This is a genomic window from Emergencia timonensis (assembly GCF_900086585.1).
Lineage (GTDB): Bacteria > Bacillota > Clostridia > Peptostreptococcales > Anaerovoracaceae > Senimuribacter > Senimuribacter timonensis.
This window is the reverse complement of sequence record NZ_FLKM01000009.1, coordinates 2,055,617-2,075,606: the sequence shown is the minus strand read 5'-3', so window position 1 is coordinate 2,075,606 and position 19,990 is coordinate 2,055,617. Positions and strand designations below refer to the sequence as shown.

The following is a 19,990-nucleotide window of genomic DNA, read 5'->3' as shown; positions in this document are numbered from 1 at the left end:
CATGCCGGAGATCCCCAGCTTTAGCCGATTTGGAACGCATCGCATAGAAAACTTACATTTGACACGTCAGCTGAGTTGTGCTATTATATATGTATACGAATTTTAGACTGAAGCAAGCAAAGAGTGGGCAAAACCCACTCTTTCAGTTTTGTTAGGGCTAATTTACCTCTGAAAGTAAGACTGCATAAGTCTTTGATGAGGCAAGGTTATACAGGCAGGAAAGGTTTATAGATGGCAAAAAAGAAGATAAAAGAAATCATAGAAGAGATTGCATTCGATTTTATGACGGACAACGGACTGGAACTTTATAATGTAGAGTTCTTAAAAGAAGGAAGAGATTGGTTTCTCAGAGTGTATATCGATAAGCAAGGGGCAGAAGACGATTACGTGGATACAGATGACTGTGAGAAAGTCAGCAGGTTACTCAGCGAAAAGCTGGATGAGCTGGACCCCATTGAACAGAATTACTATTTAGAAGTTTCCTCACCAGGTATGGATCGGGAACTGCTGACGCCCAAACACTTCGAAAAATTTACTGGTAAGCTGGTAGAAGTAAAGCTGTACAAAGGCGTAGATGGCAAGAAGCTCTACGAAGGAGTTTTGGTCGGATTGGTGGATGGAAACGTTGTAATAAAAGATGAAGATGATAAAGAATTGATGTTCCCGCTGGATCAGGTTGCGAAAACCAACCTGGCAGTGGTTTTCTAAGGAGGGCAAAGGACAAATGAACAGAGAATTTATCGAAGCTATAGATGAACTGGAAAAAGAGAAGCACATATCAAAAGACATTTTGATTGAGGCGATTGAGTCAGCTTTGGTGTCAGCGTACAAGAAAAACTACGGCACGTCGCAGAACGTGAGAGTTGATATCGACAATGAGACTGGCGACATTGCCGTTCTGATGAAAAAAGATATCGTGGAAGAAGTCTATGACGATATGATCGAAATGTCTCTTGAAGAAGCGCAGGAGATTGATCCCAGATACGAAATTGGCGATGCAATCGAATTCCAGGTTACACCTAGAGACTTCGGAAGAATCGCAGCACAGACTGCGAAACAAGTAGTCGTACAGAGAATCAGAGAAGCCGAAAGAGGTATGATTTTCGATGACTTTATCACAAAGCAGGGCGAGATTGTCACCGGCATCGTACAGAGGAAAAGCGGCGATACCCTTTTTGTAAACATGGGAAAAGCAGAGGGTATCCTTTCCGCCAATGAACAGGTTCCGGGAGAACGCTTTGAAGTCAACGAAAGATTGAAAGTCTATATCATGGACGTTAAAAAGACGACAAAGGGTCCGCAGGTATTCCTTTCAAGATCTCACCCTGGATTGGTAAAGCGGCTCTTTGAACTGGAGGTTCCTGAAATACAGGACGGAATCGTTGAAATCAGAGGCATCGCTCGAGAAGCGGGATCAAGGACGAAAATCGCTGTTTATACAGAGGATGAAAACGTCGATCCGGTGGGCGCATGTGTCGGTACAAGAGGCAGCAGAGTCCAGGCTATCGTCGACGAGCTCAACGGTGAGAAGATTGACATCATCTTCTGGAGTGAAGATCCAGAAGAGCTGATCAGCAATGTGCTGAGCCCGGCAAAAGTCGAGAAGGTAATCGTAGAAGATGAGGAAAATACCGCGACCGTCATCGTTCCCGATTATCAGCTGTCACTAGCCATTGGCAAGGAAGGACAGAACGTAAGACTGGCTGCAAAAGTAAGCGGATGGAAGATAGATATTAAAAGCCACACACAATACTTTGGTGATGATGAAGGAGAAGAGGTCATAGAAATTGAAGAAGAATAACATTCCTATGAGAAGATGCGCGGCTTGCATGGAATCTAAACCAAAATCAGAATTGATCAGAATCGCATGTTACGAAGGCAGATTGACAGTAGACCTGACCGGCAGAGCGAAAGGCAGAGGCATGTACCTGTGCAACGACGAGGAGTGCTTCGAAAAAGCGAAGAAACGAAAAGTGATTCAGAGAAATTTTGAGGCGGACATTCCGCAGAGTGAGATTGAAAAAACCTTTGAGGAGCTTGTACATGAGGGATAAGGTATTCAGCTATCTCGGCTTTGCAGCTCGAACGAGGAACCTGGTCACAGGTTATAACACGTGCATCATGATGATGGAAAAAAGGAAGGTAAAACTTCTGATTCTTACCAAAGATTTGGCTGAAAATACAGTAAAAAAGATGTTGCAGCAATGCAACAAAAGTAACGTGGAATATAGGATTTTCGGGAGCAGTGATGAACTTTCTCAGATTACGGGAAAGACAGGAAAAGGTATTTTTGGAATTACCGATCAGCATTTCGCGGAAATCATTTGTAAGGAGATTGACCGCATTCAATCAGAAAAGGAGGGGTTCTAATGACGAAAAAAGTACATGAACTAGCAAAAGAATTAAATGTGTCGAGCAAGGAGCTGCAGGAGAAGGCAGGACAGCTTGGGATCAGTGTATCAAGTCATATGAGCGTACTATCTGATGCAGATATAGTAAAAATTAAAGGTGCAAAGACAGAGACAAAGATTGTCAAAGCAGAAGCGAAGAAAAAAGATCATCCAGAACAGGAGGAACCGAGGGTTACGGTGAAAGCTGCCGTAAGACCAGGTCTGCCCAACAGACCAAAACCGCCGATGGGCAAACCGGTTGTGGATACAGAATATCTCGCTAATAAGCATAAACCGCCAGTAGGTAAACCTGTGGTAAACAAAGAGGAACTGGAAAACAGAAGTAAAAAGTCAGAAGAGACAGAGGCCCCTTCCGTAAAGGCAGAGGCTGCAGCGCCAGTTGAAAAACAGCCGGAAAAAGAGATTGCAAAACCAGCTCCGAGAACGGCAGAGAAATCGGCAGGAGATAAGAGCGCAAACGATTCTAAAACCCATGAGGGATCATCAAGAAATTCTGAGCATAGATCAGATCATAATGACAACCGCAGCCATGGCGACCGCAACAACAATAACCGCGGCAGCTACGGCGACCGCAGCAGCAACAATCGCGGGGGAAGCGGAGACCGCAGCAGCAATAACCGCGGCAGCTACGGCGACCGGAACAATAATAATCGCGGAGGAAGCGGCGATCGCAATAACAACAACCGCTCAGGCGGAGGCTACAATAACAACCGTCCAAGCGGAAACGGCGATCGCAATAACCGTCCGGGCGGAGGAAGCGGCGATCGCAATAACAACAACCGTTCAGGCGGAGGCTACAATAACAACCGTCCAAGTGGAAGCGGCGACCGCAATAATCGTCCAGGCGGAGGAAGCGGCGATCGCAGCAGCAATAACCGCGGCAGCTACGGCGACCGCAATAATAACAACCGCGGCGGCAGCAATGACCGCAATAACAATAACCGTTCAGGCGGAGGTTATAATAACAACCGTCCAAGCGGAAGCGGCGACCGCAATAACAATCGTCCGGGCAGTCAGCGCAAGGATAGACCACAGGGCGAAAAGATGGAAGTGAAGCCATCTATTGCAAAAAGAGATGACAGCAAGAAAAAGCCGGATAAAGAGAGAAATAAATTTGCAAAGTTGGAAAGAAGATCTTTGGAAAAACAGGCTAGAAAGAAACATGTAAAACAAAAACCGGTTGTAGTGGAACCGACCATTGAGGAAGAAGCATTACCGGAAGGCACCATCGTACTGAATGTGCCAATAACCGTTGCCGGCTTCTGTGAACAGACAGAGGTATCCACCTCAAAAGTCATCATGACTTTGATGAAACTTGGCATTATGGCCAACATCAATCAGAACGTCGATGAGGATACAGTTATGGTTCTTGCAGAAGATCTGGGCCTCAGCGTAGTTGTTGGCAAAGTTGAAGAGAAACAAGAAGAAGAGGGCCTGGAGCTGTTTGAAGACGAAGAAGGAGATCTGAAGTCAAGACCTCCGATCATCACCGTCATGGGTCACGTTGACCACGGTAAGACCTCCTTGCTTGACGCCATCAGAAAGACCAATGTGACAGCTTCTGAGTCTGGCGGTATCACACAGCATATCGGTGCCTCCGAAGTCAAAATCAATGGACAGAAGATCGTATTCTTAGATACACCGGGACATGAAGCATTTACCGCCATGAGAGCGAGAGGTGCACACGTAACGGATATGGCAGTTCTTGTCGTTGCTGCTGACGACAGCGTAAAGCCGCAGACTATTGAATCCATCAGTCATGCGAAGGCTGCCGGCGTGCCGATCATCGTAGCGATCAACAAAATGGATAAACCGGGCGCAAATCCGGATAAGGTAAAACAGGATCTGACAGAACATGGAATTTTAGTAGAAGATTGGGGCGGTGATGTAATCAGCGTGCCGGTATCTGCAAAGAGCGGGGACGGCATTGTCAACCTTCTCGAGATGATTCTGCTGCAGGCAGAAGTCATGGAGCTGAAAGCAAATCCGAACAGATTGGCAATGGGTTCTGTCATTGAAGCGCGTCTGGACAAATCAAAAGGTCCGGTTGCTTCATTACTGGTAACAAATGGAACCTTGCACAGCGGACAGAGTATCGTAGCAGGTACTTGCTCAGGCAGAATCAGGCTGATGACAGACTTTAAGGGCCGGACCATCAAAAAAGCAGGCCCAGCCACAGCTGTTGAAATTCTCGGTTTGACTGACGTACCACAGGCAGGCGACGAATTCAACGCCGTAAAAGAAGATAAGATGGCCAGAGAAATCGCTGAGCATAGAAAAGAAAAGCTGAGAGAAGAAGTTTTGGCAAGAAATGCAAGCTCTACATTAGAGCAGCTGTTCAGCCAGATACAGGCAGGCGAGGTGAAAGAACTGAACCTGATTATTAAAGGTGACGTACAAGGCTCCGTCGGCGCACTGGTAGCGTCTTTAGAAAAGCTAAACAACGAAAATGTAAAAGTAAATATCATTCACACTGGTGTCGGTACAGTGACAGAGTCCGATGTTATGCTGGCAGGAACCTCCGGCGCGATTATCATCGGATTTAACGTCAGACCGAGCACGGCAGTACAGACCATGGCTGATCGAGACAATATTCAGATCAGGACTTACCGCGTCATCTACGACGTCATCGACGACGTGGAAAACGCTATGAAGGGTATGCTGGATCCAGAATTCAAGGAAGAGATTCTCGGAAAAGTTGAAATCAGGAGTACCTTTAAAGTACCTGGCGTCGGCATCGTAGGCGGTGCATACGTACAGGAGGGTAAGGTTGTCAGAAACGCTGAAATCAGACTGGTAAGAGATGGCATCGTCATTCACGAAGGAAAGATTTCCTCATTGAAGAGATTCAAGGACGATGCAAAAGAAGTTGCCACAGGCTACGAATGCGGTATTGGCATTGAAGCCTATAACGATATCAAAGAAGGTGATATCATCGAATGCTTCCACATGGTGGAGATCGAGCGCAACTGATAAGGAGCAGGAGGAAATGGTATTTTACTTTTCGGCTACAGGTAATTCGAAATACGTTGCAGAAAGGATTGGCCGCGAATTTGGCGGGCAGGTCATAAATATTTCTGACGCAACGAGGAATAATGAATATAAGTACCAGGTGGAAGATGACGAAAAAGTTTTCTTCATCTTCCCCGTATACTTCTATGGACTTCCGAACCTGGTCAGTGCGTTTATCAAAAAAGTACAGTTTACTGGCGAAACACCTGATGTCTGCGGGATTGGAACCTACGGAGGCAGTTGTGGCGCCGTTGACCGTATGTTTAAAGCAGCATTGAAAGGCAAAGAAGTGCATTTTAGAGCATTTTATAAGATCAAAATGGTTGGCAATTACGTCCTGATGTATAAGATGCCTCTTCCGGAAGAGCAGACAATGATTCTGCGGCGAGCCGACAAAGAAATAGATCACTGCATTGATGCGATCCGATTTCATTTTCGAACGAGTTTTCATTCGAGTATTGGATTTGGAGCGGTCAGCAAAATCGCCTATTCTTTTTATCAAGACAAATGTGGGACGAAGAAATTTTTTGCAGAGAATTCCTGCATCGGATGCGGACTCTGCCAGACCATTTGCCCCGTAGAAGCAATTCAGATGGAAGAAGGGCGTCCGGTTTGGACAAAACAGCAGTGTGTCCATTGTCTGGGCTGTCTGCAGCGCTGTCCGGTTGAGGCCATTCAATACGGCAAAAAAACCAAAGACAGAGGACGGTATGTCAACCCCATTTTGAAATAACGAAAGGAAAAGAAGATGGGAAAAGGATATAGACAAGGCCGTCTGGGCGAAGAAATCCGCAAAGTCATCAGTGAGATGCTTTTACGGGAAATCAAAGACCCCAGACTTTCATCAGGAATGATCAGCATTTCTGATGTTGATGTAACTTCCGACGGAAGCTACGCAACCTGTTACGTCACAGTGCTGACTGCGGGTAAAGATGAGGAAGCAAAGCGAGAAGAAGAAGAGCAGGTGATTGAAGGTCTCAAAAGCGCTAAAGGTCTGATTAAAAAGGAAATTGGCAGACAGATTAAACTGAGACACATTCCAGAACTACTGTTTAAAATCGATACTTCAATGGAATATGGCAGACATATTTCTGAAGTGATAAACAAATTAGGTATAGATCATGAAGAATAACAGCTTTGAAGAAATCGGCAATATAATCAGAAAAGCGGAAAAGATTCTGCTGTTTCCCCATATCAATATGGACGGAGACACTCTGGGCTCTTGTGCAGCATTGTGCAGGGCCCTGCGGAATCTCGGCAAAGAATGTTACATTTTGATTGAAGATCACATTCCAGCTAACTTGGCTTTTCTTGACAGAGGTTATTGTACCTCAGATCAAAACATCGTGGAAAAACCAGATTTATCAATCTGTATCGACTGCGGTGATGCAGACAGATTTATCAGACGAAAAGAGAAATTTCAGCAAAGTCCGATCACCATCTGTATCGACCACCATGGGACGACAGAGTTTTACTGTGACTATAATTACGTGGACAGCAAGGCGTCGGCTACAGGTGAACTGATCTTTAAGCTGCTGCGAGCAATGGATCTCCCCCTTGACCGAGAAATGGGCGGGGCAATTTTCGCTGCCATTACCACGGATACCGGCAATTTCCAGTACTCAAACACGTCCAAGGAAACCCATGAAATTACGGCAGCCCTTTACGATACGGGGATTGATTCTAACGAAATCAGCGTGGAACTCTATGAGAACAACCGCATAGAGAAGCTTTTGATTAAAAACCGCGCCTTGAACACCTTGACTACCGTTTGTGATGGACAGGGAGTGATTGCCTATGTAACCCAAGAGATGCTGACTGAAACCGGCGCTTTGATGGATGAGACGGAAGGCGTTGTTGAGGAACTGCGAAGTATCAGTAATGTAGAGGTCGCAGCCTTTCTAAAAGAAGCCGAGGCAGACAAGATCAAGGTCAGTATGCGTTCAAAGTATAAAGTCAATGTGGCGGATATTGCGTACAGCTTGGGCGGCGGCGGACATGAAAGAGCTGCTGGTTTTACTCTTTACTGCAGTTTAACTGAAGCTTTTGATATGATTACAGAAAAGATGACGGACAGCTTGGGGAAATTATGATTACAGAAGGTATACTTAACATCAACAAACCACAGAATATGACTTCACACGATGTTGTGAGTGTAATGAGAAGAACTCTGGGCATCAAGAAGATCGGCCATACTGGCACATTGGATCCGATGGCTACAGGCGTTCTTCCTATTTGTATTGGCAGGAGCACGCGTATCATGGAATATCTGGATCTGGATATGAAACAATACAGGTGCACCATGGTGCTGGGTGTGGTGACAGATACCCAGGATGTCTGGGGGCAGACGCTGGAGCGCTTTGATACTTCCCAAGTAGACGAGGAGAAAGTCAGAGCCGCCTTCGCCGGGTTTCACGGCGTCATCGACCAGAAGCCGCCGATGTATTCGGCGCTGAAGGTGAACGGCAAGAAGTTATATGAATATGCCAGGGCAGGAATTGAGGTAGAGGTCAAGACCAGAAAAATATTCATCAAGTCTCTGGAGATTGAGGAAATCAATCTGTCTGCAGAAGAGAAGACGGTGACTTTTACCGTAGAATGCTCAAAGGGAACTTACATAAGAACGATCTGCCAGGACGCAGGTGATTTCCTCGGATGCGGGGGGACGCTGAAAAGTCTGGTGCGAACTAGAAGCGGTATCTTTGACATCGCTTCGGCTATTGACTTAGAATCACTAAAGGAATGGTCCCTGGAAAAAATAGAGTTGCGTTTACAGCAGACCTTTGAACCTTTGGTTCATTTCGGCAAGGTAGTAGCAGATCAGATAGCCGCAGTGCAATTTGCCAGCGGATGGCATCTGCCTTTGGATAAATGTGAGATCGTAAAAAGGCCGGAATATGAAGACGGTTCCTTTTGTCTTCCCATGCGGGAAGAATACAAGAAGGCTTACAATGTCTTTGGCCGGATCGAGGGCAAAGAGGTCTTTTTGGGTGTTGCATTTTACGATGATAATGATAAGAAATTGGTGGCAGACAAAGTGTTTTATGTGAGGTAAGGTAGAAATGAAAATATTTGAGACTCTGGAAGAAATAAAGGATATCGAACCGTCTGCTGTTGCTTTGGGCAATTTTGACGGCGTACACCTGGGGCACCAGGAATTGATCAGACAGATGGTAAAGACAGCCAGAGAGAGGAATCTGAAGGCGGCGGTATTCACCTTTTCCAATCACCCAAAAGATCTTTTGCCAAAAGAAAAGAAGGTCAAAAACATATTGAGCAGAAAAGAAAAGGCGCAGATCATAGAATCCCTCGATGTAGATTATCTCTTTAATATCGAATTTACCAAGGCGATTATGACCATGGAGCCAGTGGATTTCATCAAGAAACTGCTCCTTGACAAATTCAGCATGAAGGCTGCATTCTGCGGATTTAACTATCATTTCGGCTATAAGGCACAGGGGAATCCTGATGTTCTCAGAAATGTAGGGCTGGAGGAAGACTTTGACGTGACGGAAATGTCCGCCTATAAAATCAAGGGCAATATTGTCAGTTCTTCTATGATTAGGACTCTGATCGCCTCTGGACAGGTGGAGAAATGTATGACTTATATGGGCAGACACTATTCCATCGGCGGAGAGGTCGTCGTCGGCAACAGATTGGGCAGAAAACTAGGTTTTCCTACATCGAACCTGGTCATCGACCCTTCCATGGTGACACCGCCTAACGGCGTCTACGTCACCTATTGTACTTATAACGGCGTCAGATATCCCAGCGTGACAAATGTGGGAATCAAACCGACGGTGGGTCATTACAATAAGAATGTTGAGACGCATATTTTTAACTTTGACAAAGAACTCTACGGAAAACATATCGAGGTAGAATTCTTAGAAAAAACCCGTGATGAAGTGAAATTCGACAGCGTTCGAGATCTTTCGGAACAAATCGTCAGAGACTGCAGAGAAGCCAAGGCATTTCACGATAAAATCGGCGGAAATATTGAAAAATAAAGCTTGCAATCACATAATGAATATGATATAGTTATCTGGTTGAAACATTACTTTCACTTAGTTTATCGACACTCCGGCGAAAACCCAGTGGAAGCGTATGAAGAAAAGGAGATAGAATATGATTACGAAAGAAATGAAAGCAGACATTATCAAAGACTACGCTACAAAGGAAGGCGACACAGGTTCTCCTGAAGTACAGGTAGCGATTCTGACTGCAAGAATCAATGATCTTAACGAGCATTTAAAGATTCACAAGAAAGACCACCACTCGAGAAGAGGACTTCTGAAAATGGTTGGTCAGAGAAGAAACCTTCTCAAGTACCTAAAGGAAGTTGATGTTGAAAGATACAGAACATTGATTGCACGTTTAGGATTGAGAAAGTAGTATTAATACTGAAAATTTTGGCGGGGCAAAAACCCCGCTATTTTTTTGATATGATAGGAAAGATTGATTTTCTATTATTTAAATAGTTAAAGCCTAATTGAAAAATACAATAAACAGGAAGGAGTTGTTTATTAATAATGGCGAGATTTACAGATTACAGAACATTTAAAACAGCAGTTGGAGGGAGACTACTTCAGCTGGAAATCGGAAAAGTTTGCGAACAGGCGAATGGACAGGTAATGCTGTTTTACGGAGAATCCGTTGTAAGCGTTACTGCTACAGCATCCAAAGAACCGAGACCTGACATTGACTTTTTTCCACTGAGTTGTGACTACGAAGAAAGAATGTACGCAGCAGGAAAGATTCCTGGCGGTTTTATAAAAAGAGAAGGCAGACCGAGCGAAAAGGCTACCCTTTGCTCCAGACTGATGGACAGACCGCTGAGGCCGCTGTTTCCAAAAGGATACTATAACGATGTAGTCGTCGTGGCTACCGTCATGTCCGTAGATCCGGACTGTGAAACCGATATCATGGCGATGATCGGTTCTTCCGTTGCTTTGGCAATCTCTGATATTCCATGGGAGGGTCCTACCGGATCTGTTCGCGTAGGCATGATTGACGGCCAGTTTATCGTCAACCCGACTTTAGAACAGAGAGAGCAGTCTCTGATGAATCTGACAGTAGCGGGAACGAAAGAAGCCATCATGATGGTAGAAGCCGGAGCAGAAGAAGTGCCGGAGAGCATCATGCTGGACGCCATCCTCTTTGCTCACGAAGAGATCAAAAAAATTGTTGAATTTATCGATGAAATCATTGCGGAAGTAGGTAAACCGAAACAGGAAATCGAGCTTTACAAGGTTCCTGAAGAAATCGACGAAGCAGTCAGAGCTTACGCAGTAGATAAGATGAAGGTGGCAATTAAGACACAGGACAAGCAGGAAAGACTGGACAATATGGATGCAGTAGAAGTGGAGACAAAAGAACACTTTGCTGACATCTATCCGGAAAATGAAAAAGACATTGCCAGCGTCCTCTATAATATCACAAAAGAATGTGTGCGCGCCATGATTCTGGACGAAGGAATCAGACCGGACAACAGAAAGCTGGACGAAATCAGACCGATTTGGTGTGAAACATCACTGCTTCCGAGAGTTCACGGCAGCGGCCTCTTCAAGAGAGGACAGACGCAGGTTATGAGTGCCTGCACTTTGGCGCCAGCCAGCGAATCACAGACCATCGACGGCATCAGCGAGCAGACGGAAAAGAGATATATGCATCACTACAATTTCCCTGCTTATTCCGTCGGCGAAGCGAGACCGTCAAGAAGCCCTGGCAGAAGAGAAATCGGACACGGCGCTCTGGCGGAAAGAGCTTTGATTCCTGTACTTCCGACTGTTGAAGAATTCCCATATGCCATCCGTGTAGTTTCTGACGTGTTGTCATCCAACGGATCGACTTCCATGGGATCTACTTGTGGCTCATGTTTGGCGCTGATGGATGCCGGTGTTCCGATCAAGAGACCGGTAGCGGGCATCGCCATGGGACTCATCGAAAGAGTCGAAGAAGACGGCAGCAGCAAAATGGCAATCTTGAGCGATATCCAGGGAATGGAAGACTTCCTGGGCGACATGGACTTCAAAGTGACTGGTACGGAAGTCGGTGTCACAGCCATCCAGATGGACATCAAAGTCCACGGACTGTCCAGAGAGATTCTGGAGAAGGCATTGGAGCAGGCAAAGATCGGCAGAATGTATATCATGGAACAGATGCTAGAAGAAATTCCTGAGCCGAGAGCAGAGATGTCAAAATATGCCCCTAGAAGCATCACAATGCGCATCGATCCTGACAAGATCAGAATCGTCATCGGACCAGGCGGAAAGACCATCAACAAGATTGTGGAAGAAACAGGCGTTAAGATCGATATTTCTGAAGACGATCCAGGTCTTGTAAGCATCTACAGCGCTGACATGGAAGGCGCCAATGCGGCAAGAAAGCAGATTGAACTTCTGACCAAGGATGTAGAAGTAGGCGAAACTTACGAAGGAACGGTCATGAGAATCATGAACTTCGGCGCTTTCATCGAAATCCTGCCAGGCAAAGAAGGACTCCTGCACATTTCCAAGATGGCGAAGGAGAGAGTCGAAAAGGTGGAAGACGTGATGAACATTGGAGATAAGGTCACCGTCAAGGTAACTGAAATCGACAACCAGAACAGAATCAATCTTTCCAGAAAAGAATTACTGAAATAAATTTGAGAAGTTGTCACGGATTCGTGGCAGCTTCTTTTTTCGTGAATAGAATATCGGGGGTGTGGTATAGAATAAGAAGTGAAAGGAGAAGTTCTATGCAGACTTTTATTGGGCTATTGATACCATTTCTAGGCACGACCTTGGGCGCGGCCTGCGTCTTTTTATTAAAAAACGAAATCAAACCGTTGATACAGAAGGCTCTGCTGGGTTTCGCCTCTGGCGTCATGATTGCGGCCTCCGTATGGTCCCTTTTGATACCGGCCATGGATATGTCTGAGTCAATGGGTAAGTTTGCCTTTGCTCCGGCAGCGGCAGGGCTCATGGTGGGAATTTTGTTTTTGCTGTTGTTAGACAAGACGATTCCCCACCTCCATCTGGGAAGTAATACGCCAGAAGGGAGAGACAGTAAGCTGAGAAAGAATACGATGTTAGTCCTGGCTGTGACCCTGCACAATATTCCAGAAGGTATGGCAGTAGGGGTGGTCTTTGCCGGCATGCTGGCAGGCAACAGCGATATTACCATGGCCAGCGCCATGACTTTGGCGCTGGGAATCGCCATTCAAAATTTCCCGGAGGGAGCCATCGTGTCCATGCCGTTAAAGAGTGAGAATGGAATGCACAGGAGCAGAGCGTTTCTGTATGGAACTGCCTCTGGGGTAGTAGAGCCCATTGCAGCCGCCATCACTCTTTTCTTGACTCATTTTATATCTCCAGTATTGCCATACATCCTTGCTTTCGCTGCAGGTGCGATGATTTACGTGGTAGTAGAAGAGTTGATTCCGGAAGCCAGTGAAGGCAGTCACAGCAACATTGGAACTATCGGCTTTGCCGTCGGTTTTGTCATCATGATGACCTTGGATGTGGCTCTGGGATAGGGTAATTAGAATACAGGAAGCGGCCTATAGCTGCCTACAGTTCTTGTGTGGCGATGACTTCTTTGCACACATATAAACCCATATCCGCGCCAGAACAGATGGACCATTTGACCAGATTTGCGATGCCGTTTTGAATTTCGATGGCCGTAATCGCTTCTGGATGTACGCAGCTGCCGCTGTTAAAATACATGCCGCAGTCTGTTTTCATCAGGGTTGGCTTGTGGGTGTGACCGGCAACGACGATACAGCGTTCCTGACAGCTGTAGTTAATGAAATTCTCTTCGATATGGCGTATTTTGGTGTAGTTTTTGGCTGCGCTGGTTGGGTCTTTGACGCCGCGAATTTCTAACGGACGCCATAGGTAACGGACAAGCCAGCGCGAAATTTTCCAAAGCTGATCGTTGATTAAGTCGCCTTGATATCCGTGGAACATGCAGATCGGCGGAATGTCAAGACCGTCTACAATGATAGATTCATAGAACGGAATCGTTTCGGATAGGTCTCTCCAAACGTAAGCAGAATTTTCCTTAATGCGGTCGTGATTGCCAAAGATCATGAAGAGCCTGCCTGCATCGTGAAATTGCTGAAAGAGACTGTAAATCTCGCGATGGGTATGAAAGACATCAGAAAATCGGCGATTTTCCCACAACTCATCGCCGTCACCTAGTTCTATATACGTAAAATTACGGCTGTAATAGTGCTTTAATGCAGCCGTGTAAATTGGTCTATTATTGAGAAAGTTGTCTGCCCAGGTACCTGTACCTCGGTGACAGTCGCTCATGATGACAATTTTCGGATGATCTTCAATAGAAATGTGAAGAGCCTTTGTAAATGATTTTTTAATTCGTCTGATTCCATATGACATAAAAACACCTCTGCGTTATCATATGCGCAGCGGTGTTTTTTGGCTTCTATTTTTTCTTGTGCTTGCTTTTTATTTTTTCCAGATCATCAGGTAGGAAGATTACGTTTTCCTCTCTCTTCAAATCGTCGTCTTTCTTTGTATCTTTGGTATCATCACTTGAACCGCCTCTAGTGCTGAATAGGTAATAGATAAAAAGGCCGATTACAAATACGAGACCTAATAATACTAATTGCATAACCTCCACCTCCTGTTACTCTAGATTTTACCACAAATGATATATGATACAAACTATTTTTGATAAAAAGTTTTCCTAAATTTAGCATTTAGGTGAATTTATGTTATAATATTTGAAAACGAATAATATCATCAGGAGTTAGTAACCAATGAAAAATGAGACAAACTTAAACTTAGAACGCAAATTAAAACCGATAAATGTCTGGTCTCTGGCCCTGGGCAGTATCATCGGCTGGGGCGCATTTGTCATGCCCGGCACCACCTTTCTGCCAAAGTCCGGAACACTGGGGTCCGCCATTGGACTGGCCATCGGCGCCTTGATTATGATTACAATCGCCTTAAACTACGGTTATATGGTTCAAAAATATCCTGTGGCAGGCGGAGAATACACTTTTACGAAGAAGACCTTTGGACATAAAAATGCCTATATCTGCGGCTGGTTTTTAGGATTATCCTATCTGTCCATTGTGCCTCTCAACGCCACGGCCCTGGGACTTGTCAGCAGGAAACTCTTAGGCGGGGTACTGGAAGTGGGCTACCTATATTCTGTGGCTGGCTGGGATATTTATGCAGGAGAAATTGTCCTGGCATCCCTGGCACTGATTGCATTCGCCTTTCTGTCGATCAAAGGCATCAGCGTTGCAGGCTGGATGCAGACTGTTATGGCCTTATCTCTGGTCGCGTCAGTATTCATTTTGTTAATTGGAGCAATGATCAATCCTCACGTTCAATTATCCAACTTGCAGCCTGCTTATCCGGATGATAAATCCTCCTGGGCATCTATTGTTGCTGTCGTTGCCATTGCACCGTGGGCTTTTGTGGGTTTTGACTCCATACCGCAGGCCGCAGAGGAGTTTGACTTCTCTCCTAAAAAAGCCAACGGTATCATGGTCTTTGCCATCCTTTTCGGTGGATTCGTATATATCGCCATCAATACCATAACAGCGTCTGTGATGCCGTGGGAAAGGTTCCTGGCGGAAGGTTACGATTGGCCTACGGGTGAAGCGGTGGAGTTCATCATGGGCAAAGCAGGCCTCATTTTTTTGGGTATCGCGCTGATCTGCGCCGTGCTTTCTGGTATCATCGGTTTCTATATGGCTACCAGCAGGCTGCTCTATTCCATGTCCAGAGAGAAAGCCCTGCCGGCCTGGTTCGGAAAAATCGAACCGAAGAGTAAAACGCCGAAGAACGCAATTTTATTTATTATGGCAATCTCCCTGACCGCACCGTGGTTTGGCCGAGAAGTGCTGGGCTGGATCGTAGATATGTCATCGATCGGGGCGGCCATCGGTTACGGTTATACCTGCCTGGCGACCTTGCGGACTTTGAAAGCCAACCCGCAAGACCGAAAGCCGTTGCTGAAAGTGTTGGCTATAGTCGGTGCGTTATTCTCACTGCTATTTGTATTGCTGCTTCTTCTTCCAGGTATGCCTTCTTACTTGGCGCCTGAATCCAGAATTTGTCTCGTCATTTGGAGTATCCTTGGAATCGTCTTTTACTTTTGGTCAAAGAAGCAGAAATTCACGCTGTAACAGAAGCAGACAGAAATTCACGGCAAACACATGAAGCCCTAAAATATACCCCCTCGCTTTATATCCGGCAAAAGTGCCTGAAACGAACAATTTTACGTGCATTTATGGCGGATTTCAGCTTTCAGCAGTCTCTTCCGGGAACAAAATAGCCCAAATTTGACTGGATAAAGCTTAAAAACATGTTTTAATACAGAAGCCTCTTACTATATATGTTTCTAGTCCATTTGCGATTTTTTGCATTTTATGGTTCATCAACCAAAAACAGGCTTGCATTTCCCCAAAAAGTGCCTGAACTGATCAAAAAACGAGCATTTATGGCAGATTACTTGGTTCATGCTCATTTATCTTATCTGTTTTTTCATGCGTTTGCCGTGGCTGATATTAAAAAAAACTTGCATAACCTCTGCAGAAGTGCTAAAATATTTGGGTACGTAAGTATTGACAATTCAATATTCAGACGTTGAAGGAACCAGTAGCCCTGTGTAATATCCTTACAGAGAGATCCTCATATGGTGAGAGAGGATCGGTGAAGCAGATGTGAATATCACTCCGGAGTCTGCGCGCTAATGAGAGGCAGCCTTGATTGAGGCTTGCAACTAGGGTGGTACCGCGGTTAAGTTACTAATCGTCCCTAATCGAAATCAAATTCGGTTAGGGATTTTTTCATACCCTAACCTGCCGTAGAAATCACAAAATTAATATTTTGGATTTTCTGGCGTTTGACCTGCCATCGATTCTTTCAGAAATCGGGTCAGGCCAAAAAGAACGAGGAAAGGAAACAGAGATACAAATGTTTAAGAAACTATCAGAAAAACCTGTAGCAGAAGTGCAGAATGAACAGGTGAAACAGTGGAAAGAGGAAGATCTGCTGCACAAATGCGTGACGGCCAGAGAAGGCCAGCCCAAATTCGTGTTCTATGAGGGACCGCCGACAGCCAACGGCAAGCCGGGCATCCATCACGTCATGGCAAGAACCTTAAAGGATTCCATCTGCCGTTACAAGACCATGAAGGGATTCCAGGTCAACAGAAAGGCCGGATGGGACACCCATGGACTGCCTGTAGAAATCGAAGTGGAAAAACAGCTGAATATGAGCGGCAAACAGGATATCGAGAAATACGGCATCAAGGAATTCAACGAAAAGTGCAAGGAGTCTGTTTTCACATACACCGGCATGTGGAGAGAGATGACAGAGAGAATGGGTTACCTGGTGGATTTGGATGACCCATATATCACACTGGATAACGACTATATCGAGTCCTGCTGGTGGATTCTCAAGGAATTCTTCAAAGAAGGGCTGATCTACGAAGGTCACAAGATCCTTCCTTACTGCCCGAGATGCGGAACAGGCCTGGCTTCCCACGAAGTAGCCCAGGGTTACAAGGAAGTAAAAGTCAACACCCTGGTCGCCAAGTTCAAGAGAGCGGATGCCGAAAACGAATATTTTCTGGCATGGACTACAACCCCTTGGACCCTGGCTTCTAATACAGTACTGACTGTAGGACCTGACATCGACTATATCAAAGCGAAAATGACAGCAGGCGACGAAGAGGGCAATGTCTTCTATGTGGCCAAAGCGCTGGCGGATAAGGTGCTGTGCGAAGGCAAATACGATGTTCTCGATGAGATGAAGGGCAGTGACCTGGAATACATCGAATACGAACAGCTGATGCCTTTCGTCAAAGCAGATAAGAAAGCATTCTTTATCACATGCATGGACTATGTATCCGTTGAAGACGGTACTGGTATCGTCCACACGGCGCCGGCATTCGGTGAAGACGACTATCAGTGCGGACGTAAATATAATCTTCCGATGCTGCAGCCGGTGGATGAAACAGGCTGCTATACAGAAACTCCGTGGGCTGGCCGCTTTGTTATGGAAGAAGGCCTGGACGTGGACATCATCAAATGGCTGGCAGGCGAGGACAAGATCTTCAGCAAAGCCAAGCTGGAGCATAACTATCCGCACTGCTGGAGATGCAATACGCCGCTGGTTTATTATGCAAAGCCAAGCTGGTATATCGAAATGAGCAAGCTGAAAGACAAGCTTGTTGAGAATAACAACACCGTCAACTGGTACCCTGATTTCGTTGGAGAGAAGAGATTCGGAAACTGGCTGTCAGAAGTGAAGGACTGGGCGATTTCCAGAACCAGATACTGGGGTACGCCGATTCCTGTATGGAGATGCGAATGCGGACATCTGGAATGTATCGGCAGCAGAGAGGAACTGGCAGAGAAGGCCATCGAAGATATCGACACCAATATCGAACTGCACAGGCCGTATGTGGACGACGTCCACATCACATGCCCACATTGCGGCAAACCGATGACTAGAATTCCAGAAGTCATGGACTGCTGGTTCGACTCCGGCGCAATGCCGTTCGCACAGTGGCATTACCCGTTTGAAAACAAAGAAATCTTCGACGAGAAGCTGTTCCCGGCAGACTTTATCTGTGAAGGCATCGACCAGACGAGAGGCTGGTTCTATTCCCTGATGGCGATTTCTACCTTCATCAAGGGTCAGGCGCCGTACAGAAACGTTCTCGTAAACGACCTGATTTTGGACAAAGACGGCAAGAAGATGTCAAAATCCAAGGGCAACACGGTTTCCCCGTTTGAGCTCTTTGATAAATACGGGGCAGACGCTACCAGATGGTACCTGCTCAGCGTATCACCGGCATGGACGCCGACCAAGTTCGACGAGGACGGCCTCATCGACGTGGTCAGCAAGTTCTTCGGCACTCTGAAGAACGTATATAACTTCTTCGTGCTTTACTCCAATCAGGACGACATCAAAGCCGATCAGCTGACCGTAGATTACGACAAGAGACCGGAGCTTGACCGCTGGATTCTGTCCAAGTACAACCAGCTGATCAAAGACGTGACCGGCTATATGGACAGCTACGACCACATGAAGACGGTGAGAGCAATCACGGAATTCGTGGCGGAGGATCTGTCAAACTGGTATATCAGAAGAGCGAGAAGAAGATTCTACGCAGAAGAAATGACAGAGGACAAGAAGAGCGTCTATGCGACCACTTACGAAGTTCTGGTCGGTACAGCAAAGCTGATCGCTCCGATCGCGCCGTTCCTGGCTGACGAGATCTATACCAACCTGACCGGCGAAGAAAGCGTCCATGTGGCCTACTTCCCAGAAGCCAATGAAGCGCTCATCGACAAGAAGGTAGAGGAGAGAATGGATCTGGTCAGAACCCTGGTCACCCTGGGAAGAGGAACCAGAGAGAAGGAGAGAATCAAGGTTAGACAGCCGCTTTCCGAGATCATGGTCGATGGAAAGTACAAGGCAACCATCGAAGATCTGACGCCGCTCATCATGGAAGAGCTCAACGTGAAAAACGTGGTCTTTGCAGAAGATCTGGATACTTTCATGAACTTCAGCCTGAAACCGAACTTCAAGGTGGCAGGACCTGTCCTAGGCAAGAAGATCAAAGCCTTCGGCGGCGCCCTGGCAAAAGAGAATGCTGCTGAATTTGTCGGCAAGATGGAAACAGAAGGCAAGGTGATTCTGAATCTGGACGGCGAAGACTTTGACATCGAGAAGGACTTTGTCGATGTGAGAATCAGCGCAAAAGACGGTTTTGCCGTCGCCATGGAGAATAACGTGTTCACCATTTTAGATACGACGGTTACGCCTGAACTGGCTACAGAGGGACTAGCAAGAGAGCTGGTTTCCAAGGTACAGCAGATGCGTAAACAGGAAGATTACGAGATGATGGACAACATCAAAATCTTCGTAGACGCGGATGAGGACGTACAGAAGGCTGTAGATGCATTCGAGGATTATATCAAGAAGGAAACCCTTGCTGTCGCCATCGAAAAGAAAGACGGCCTCAGTGAGTTTGACCTCAACGGCCATAAGACCGGAATCGGCGTAGAGAGAATTTAACAAGAGCAAGTAAAGCCTGGAAAACTGTGAAAAAAGTTTTCTAGGCTTTTTGTTAACTTGTAGTTGTCATTTGTAGATATCCACAAGAATTATAACTTATGATTTTGAAGTAGGAATTTCAGATGATTTTCTATCTGATGCAGTTTCCCAGCAGGGTCATATATAGGGCATTTTCTTTTCACCTACTTAAAACATTATCATTTATGAAGCAGACTTTTAATCTTCTTGACCCAGTGTAAATTGACAAATAGCGTAAAAAGTGATAATATGAGTAAAGATGAAGAAAATTCTGAATATTATTATGCTTCAAAAAAGGGATGTAGAATCAAATGGGAGGAGGGAACCCTTATGAAAAAACAGTATCTTCTAGGCATTACATTTGTATTAGTTATTGCATGTGGAATAGGGATACACGGCTATAAAAGCAATGAGCCTTTTGTAAGTGTTAATGATTCGGATTAAGAAAATGGTTTAAAAATCGTTACACTAGAGGAGATAAGAAAGGGAGGATAT

Annotated in this window: 18 protein-coding genes; 16 read left to right on the top strand and 2 right to left on the bottom strand. The window is 45.7% G+C overall.

Annotation, left to right across the window (positions count from 1 at the left end; genetic code table 11):
* Positions 1-231: 231 nt before the first annotated feature.
* The 13 genes from BN6539_RS20705 (at position 232) to BN6539_RS20645 (ending at position 12,939) form a co-directional block, all read left to right on the top strand.
* Positions 232-708, top strand: coding sequence for a ribosome maturation factor RimP (locus BN6539_RS20705; RefSeq protein ID WP_067542759.1), 477 nt, complete (start codon positions 232-234; stop codon positions 706-708).
* Between the two features lie 16 nt (positions 709-724).
* Positions 725-1,801 carry a transcription termination factor NusA gene (gene nusA / locus BN6539_RS20700; RefSeq protein WP_067542756.1) on the top strand — a complete coding sequence of 359 codons (1,077 nt, stop codon included), beginning with the start codon at positions 725-727 and terminating at the stop codon, positions 1,799-1,801.
* The gene (gene rnpM, locus BN6539_RS20695; RefSeq protein ID WP_067542753.1) at positions 1,788-2,054 is read left to right on the top strand and encodes an RNase P modulator RnpM; all 267 of its coding nucleotides are present in this window, start codon (positions 1,788-1,790) and stop codon (positions 2,052-2,054) included. The genes nusA and rnpM overlap by 14 nt, the downstream gene beginning before the upstream one ends.
* The gene (locus BN6539_RS20690; protein WP_067542750.1) at positions 2,044-2,370 is read left to right on the top strand and encodes a L7Ae/L30e/S12e/Gadd45 family ribosomal protein; all 327 of its coding nucleotides are present in this window, start codon (positions 2,044-2,046) and stop codon (positions 2,368-2,370) included. Before rnpM ends, BN6539_RS20690 begins: the two co-directional genes overlap by 11 nt.
* Entirely contained in the window at positions 2,370-5,384 is a 3,015-nt protein-coding gene (gene infB / locus BN6539_RS20685) for a translation initiation factor IF-2 (RefSeq protein ID WP_067542747.1), read from the top strand. The genes BN6539_RS20690 and infB overlap by 1 nt, the downstream gene beginning before the upstream one ends.
* Positions 5,385-5,400: 16 nt before the next feature.
* Entirely contained in the window at positions 5,401-6,156 is a 756-nt protein-coding gene (locus BN6539_RS20680; protein WP_067542744.1) for an EFR1 family ferrodoxin, read from the top strand.
* Positions 6,157-6,171: 15 nt separating this feature from the next.
* Positions 6,172-6,555 (top strand): 30S ribosome-binding factor RbfA, encoded by a 384-nt coding sequence (gene rbfA, locus BN6539_RS20675; RefSeq protein WP_067542741.1) that lies wholly within the window; start codon positions 6,172-6,174, stop codon positions 6,553-6,555.
* Positions 6,545-7,516 (top strand): DHH family phosphoesterase, encoded by a 972-nt coding sequence (locus tag BN6539_RS20670; protein WP_067542739.1) that lies wholly within the window; start codon positions 6,545-6,547, stop codon positions 7,514-7,516. Before rbfA ends, BN6539_RS20670 begins: the two co-directional genes overlap by 11 nt.
* Positions 7,513-8,478 carry a tRNA pseudouridine(55) synthase TruB gene (gene truB, locus BN6539_RS20665; protein WP_067542736.1) on the top strand — a complete coding sequence of 322 codons (966 nt, stop codon included), beginning with the start codon at positions 7,513-7,515 and terminating at the stop codon, positions 8,476-8,478. The genes BN6539_RS20670 and truB overlap by 4 nt, the downstream gene beginning before the upstream one ends.
* 7 nt (positions 8,479-8,485) lie before the next feature.
* The gene (locus tag BN6539_RS20660) at positions 8,486-9,430 is read left to right on the top strand and encodes a bifunctional riboflavin kinase/FAD synthetase (protein ID WP_067542733.1); all 945 of its coding nucleotides are present in this window, start codon (positions 8,486-8,488) and stop codon (positions 9,428-9,430) included.
* A 118-nt stretch (positions 9,431-9,548) separates the two neighbouring features.
* Positions 9,549-9,815, top strand: a complete 267-nt coding sequence (gene rpsO / locus BN6539_RS20655; protein ID WP_067542730.1) for a 30S ribosomal protein S15 — start codon at positions 9,549-9,551, stop codon at positions 9,813-9,815.
* Between the two features lie 137 nt (positions 9,816-9,952).
* Positions 9,953-12,064, top strand: a complete 2,112-nt coding sequence (locus BN6539_RS20650) for a polyribonucleotide nucleotidyltransferase (RefSeq protein ID WP_067542727.1) — start codon at positions 9,953-9,955, stop codon at positions 12,062-12,064.
* A 95-nt stretch (positions 12,065-12,159) separates the two neighbouring features.
* A complete protein-coding gene (locus BN6539_RS20645; RefSeq protein WP_067542724.1) occupies positions 12,160-12,939 on the top strand; it encodes a ZIP family metal transporter in 780 nt (259 codons plus the stop codon).
* A 34-nt stretch (positions 12,940-12,973) separates the two neighbouring features.
* Here BN6539_RS20645 and BN6539_RS20640 read toward each other — a convergent pair whose 3' ends face one another.
* Both BN6539_RS20640 and BN6539_RS20635 read right to left on the bottom strand, forming a co-directional pair.
* On the bottom strand, positions 12,974-13,804 hold the full coding sequence (locus BN6539_RS20640; protein ID WP_067542721.1) for a metallophosphoesterase: 831 nt from the start codon (positions 13,802-13,804) through the stop codon (positions 12,974-12,976).
* A 46-nt stretch (positions 13,805-13,850) separates the two neighbouring features.
* Complete coding sequence (locus BN6539_RS20635; RefSeq protein WP_067542718.1) at positions 13,851-14,039, bottom strand: hypothetical protein; 189 nt, start codon at positions 14,037-14,039, stop codon at positions 13,851-13,853.
* 148 nt (positions 14,040-14,187) lie between these two features.
* Between BN6539_RS20635 and BN6539_RS20630 the strand changes: the two genes are divergently transcribed.
* From BN6539_RS20630 to BN6539_RS22520, 3 genes are all read left to right on the top strand, one after another.
* A complete protein-coding gene (locus BN6539_RS20630) occupies positions 14,188-15,570 on the top strand; it encodes an APC family permease (protein WP_067542715.1) in 1,383 nt (460 codons plus the stop codon).
* 790 nt (positions 15,571-16,360) lie between these two features.
* A complete protein-coding gene (ileS, locus tag BN6539_RS20625; protein WP_067542712.1) occupies positions 16,361-19,477 on the top strand; it encodes an isoleucine--tRNA ligase in 3,117 nt (1,038 codons plus the stop codon).
* A 267-nt stretch (positions 19,478-19,744) separates the two neighbouring features.
* Positions 19,745-19,939 carry a hypothetical protein gene (locus tag BN6539_RS22520; RefSeq protein ID WP_148484513.1) on the top strand — a complete coding sequence of 65 codons (195 nt, stop codon included), beginning with the start codon at positions 19,745-19,747 and terminating at the stop codon, positions 19,937-19,939.
* Positions 19,940-19,990 lie beyond the last annotated feature (51 nt).

Coding starts and splice junctions, on each gene's coding strand:
- BN6539_RS20705 (WP_067542759.1), top strand. CDS start 232: ATGGCAAAAAAGAAGATAAAAGAAATCATAGAAGAGATTGCATTCGAT.
- nusA (WP_067542756.1), top strand. CDS start 725: ATGAACAGAGAATTTATCGAAGCTATAGATGAACTGGAAAAAGAGAAG.
- BN6539_RS20690 (WP_067542750.1), top strand. CDS start 2,044: ATGAGGGATAAGGTATTCAGCTATCTCGGCTTTGCAGCTCGAACGAGG.
- infB (WP_067542747.1), top strand. CDS start 2,370: ATGACGAAAAAAGTACATGAACTAGCAAAAGAATTAAATGTGTCGAGC.
- BN6539_RS20680 (WP_067542744.1), top strand. CDS start 5,401: ATGGTATTTTACTTTTCGGCTACAGGTAATTCGAAATACGTTGCAGAA.
- rbfA (WP_067542741.1), top strand. CDS start 6,172: ATGGGAAAAGGATATAGACAAGGCCGTCTGGGCGAAGAAATCCGCAAA.
- BN6539_RS20670 (WP_067542739.1), top strand. CDS start 6,545: ATGAAGAATAACAGCTTTGAAGAAATCGGCAATATAATCAGAAAAGCG.
- truB (WP_067542736.1), top strand. CDS start 7,513: ATGATTACAGAAGGTATACTTAACATCAACAAACCACAGAATATGACT.
- BN6539_RS20660 (WP_067542733.1), top strand. CDS start 8,486: ATGAAAATATTTGAGACTCTGGAAGAAATAAAGGATATCGAACCGTCT.
- rpsO (WP_067542730.1), top strand. CDS start 9,549: ATGATTACGAAAGAAATGAAAGCAGACATTATCAAAGACTACGCTACA.
- BN6539_RS20650 (WP_067542727.1), top strand. CDS start 9,953: ATGGCGAGATTTACAGATTACAGAACATTTAAAACAGCAGTTGGAGGG.
- BN6539_RS20645 (WP_067542724.1), top strand. CDS start 12,160: ATGCAGACTTTTATTGGGCTATTGATACCATTTCTAGGCACGACCTTG.
- BN6539_RS20640 (WP_067542721.1), bottom strand. CDS start 13,804: ATGTCATATGGAATCAGACGAATTAAAAAATCATTTACAAAGGCTCTT.
- BN6539_RS20635 (WP_067542718.1), bottom strand. CDS start 14,039: ATGCAATTAGTATTATTAGGTCTCGTATTTGTAATCGGCCTTTTTATC.
- BN6539_RS20630 (WP_067542715.1), top strand. CDS start 14,188: ATGAAAAATGAGACAAACTTAAACTTAGAACGCAAATTAAAACCGATA.
- ileS (WP_067542712.1), top strand. CDS start 16,361: ATGTTTAAGAAACTATCAGAAAAACCTGTAGCAGAAGTGCAGAATGAA.
- BN6539_RS22520 (WP_148484513.1), top strand. CDS start 19,745: ATGAGTAAAGATGAAGAAAATTCTGAATATTATTATGCTTCAAAAAAG.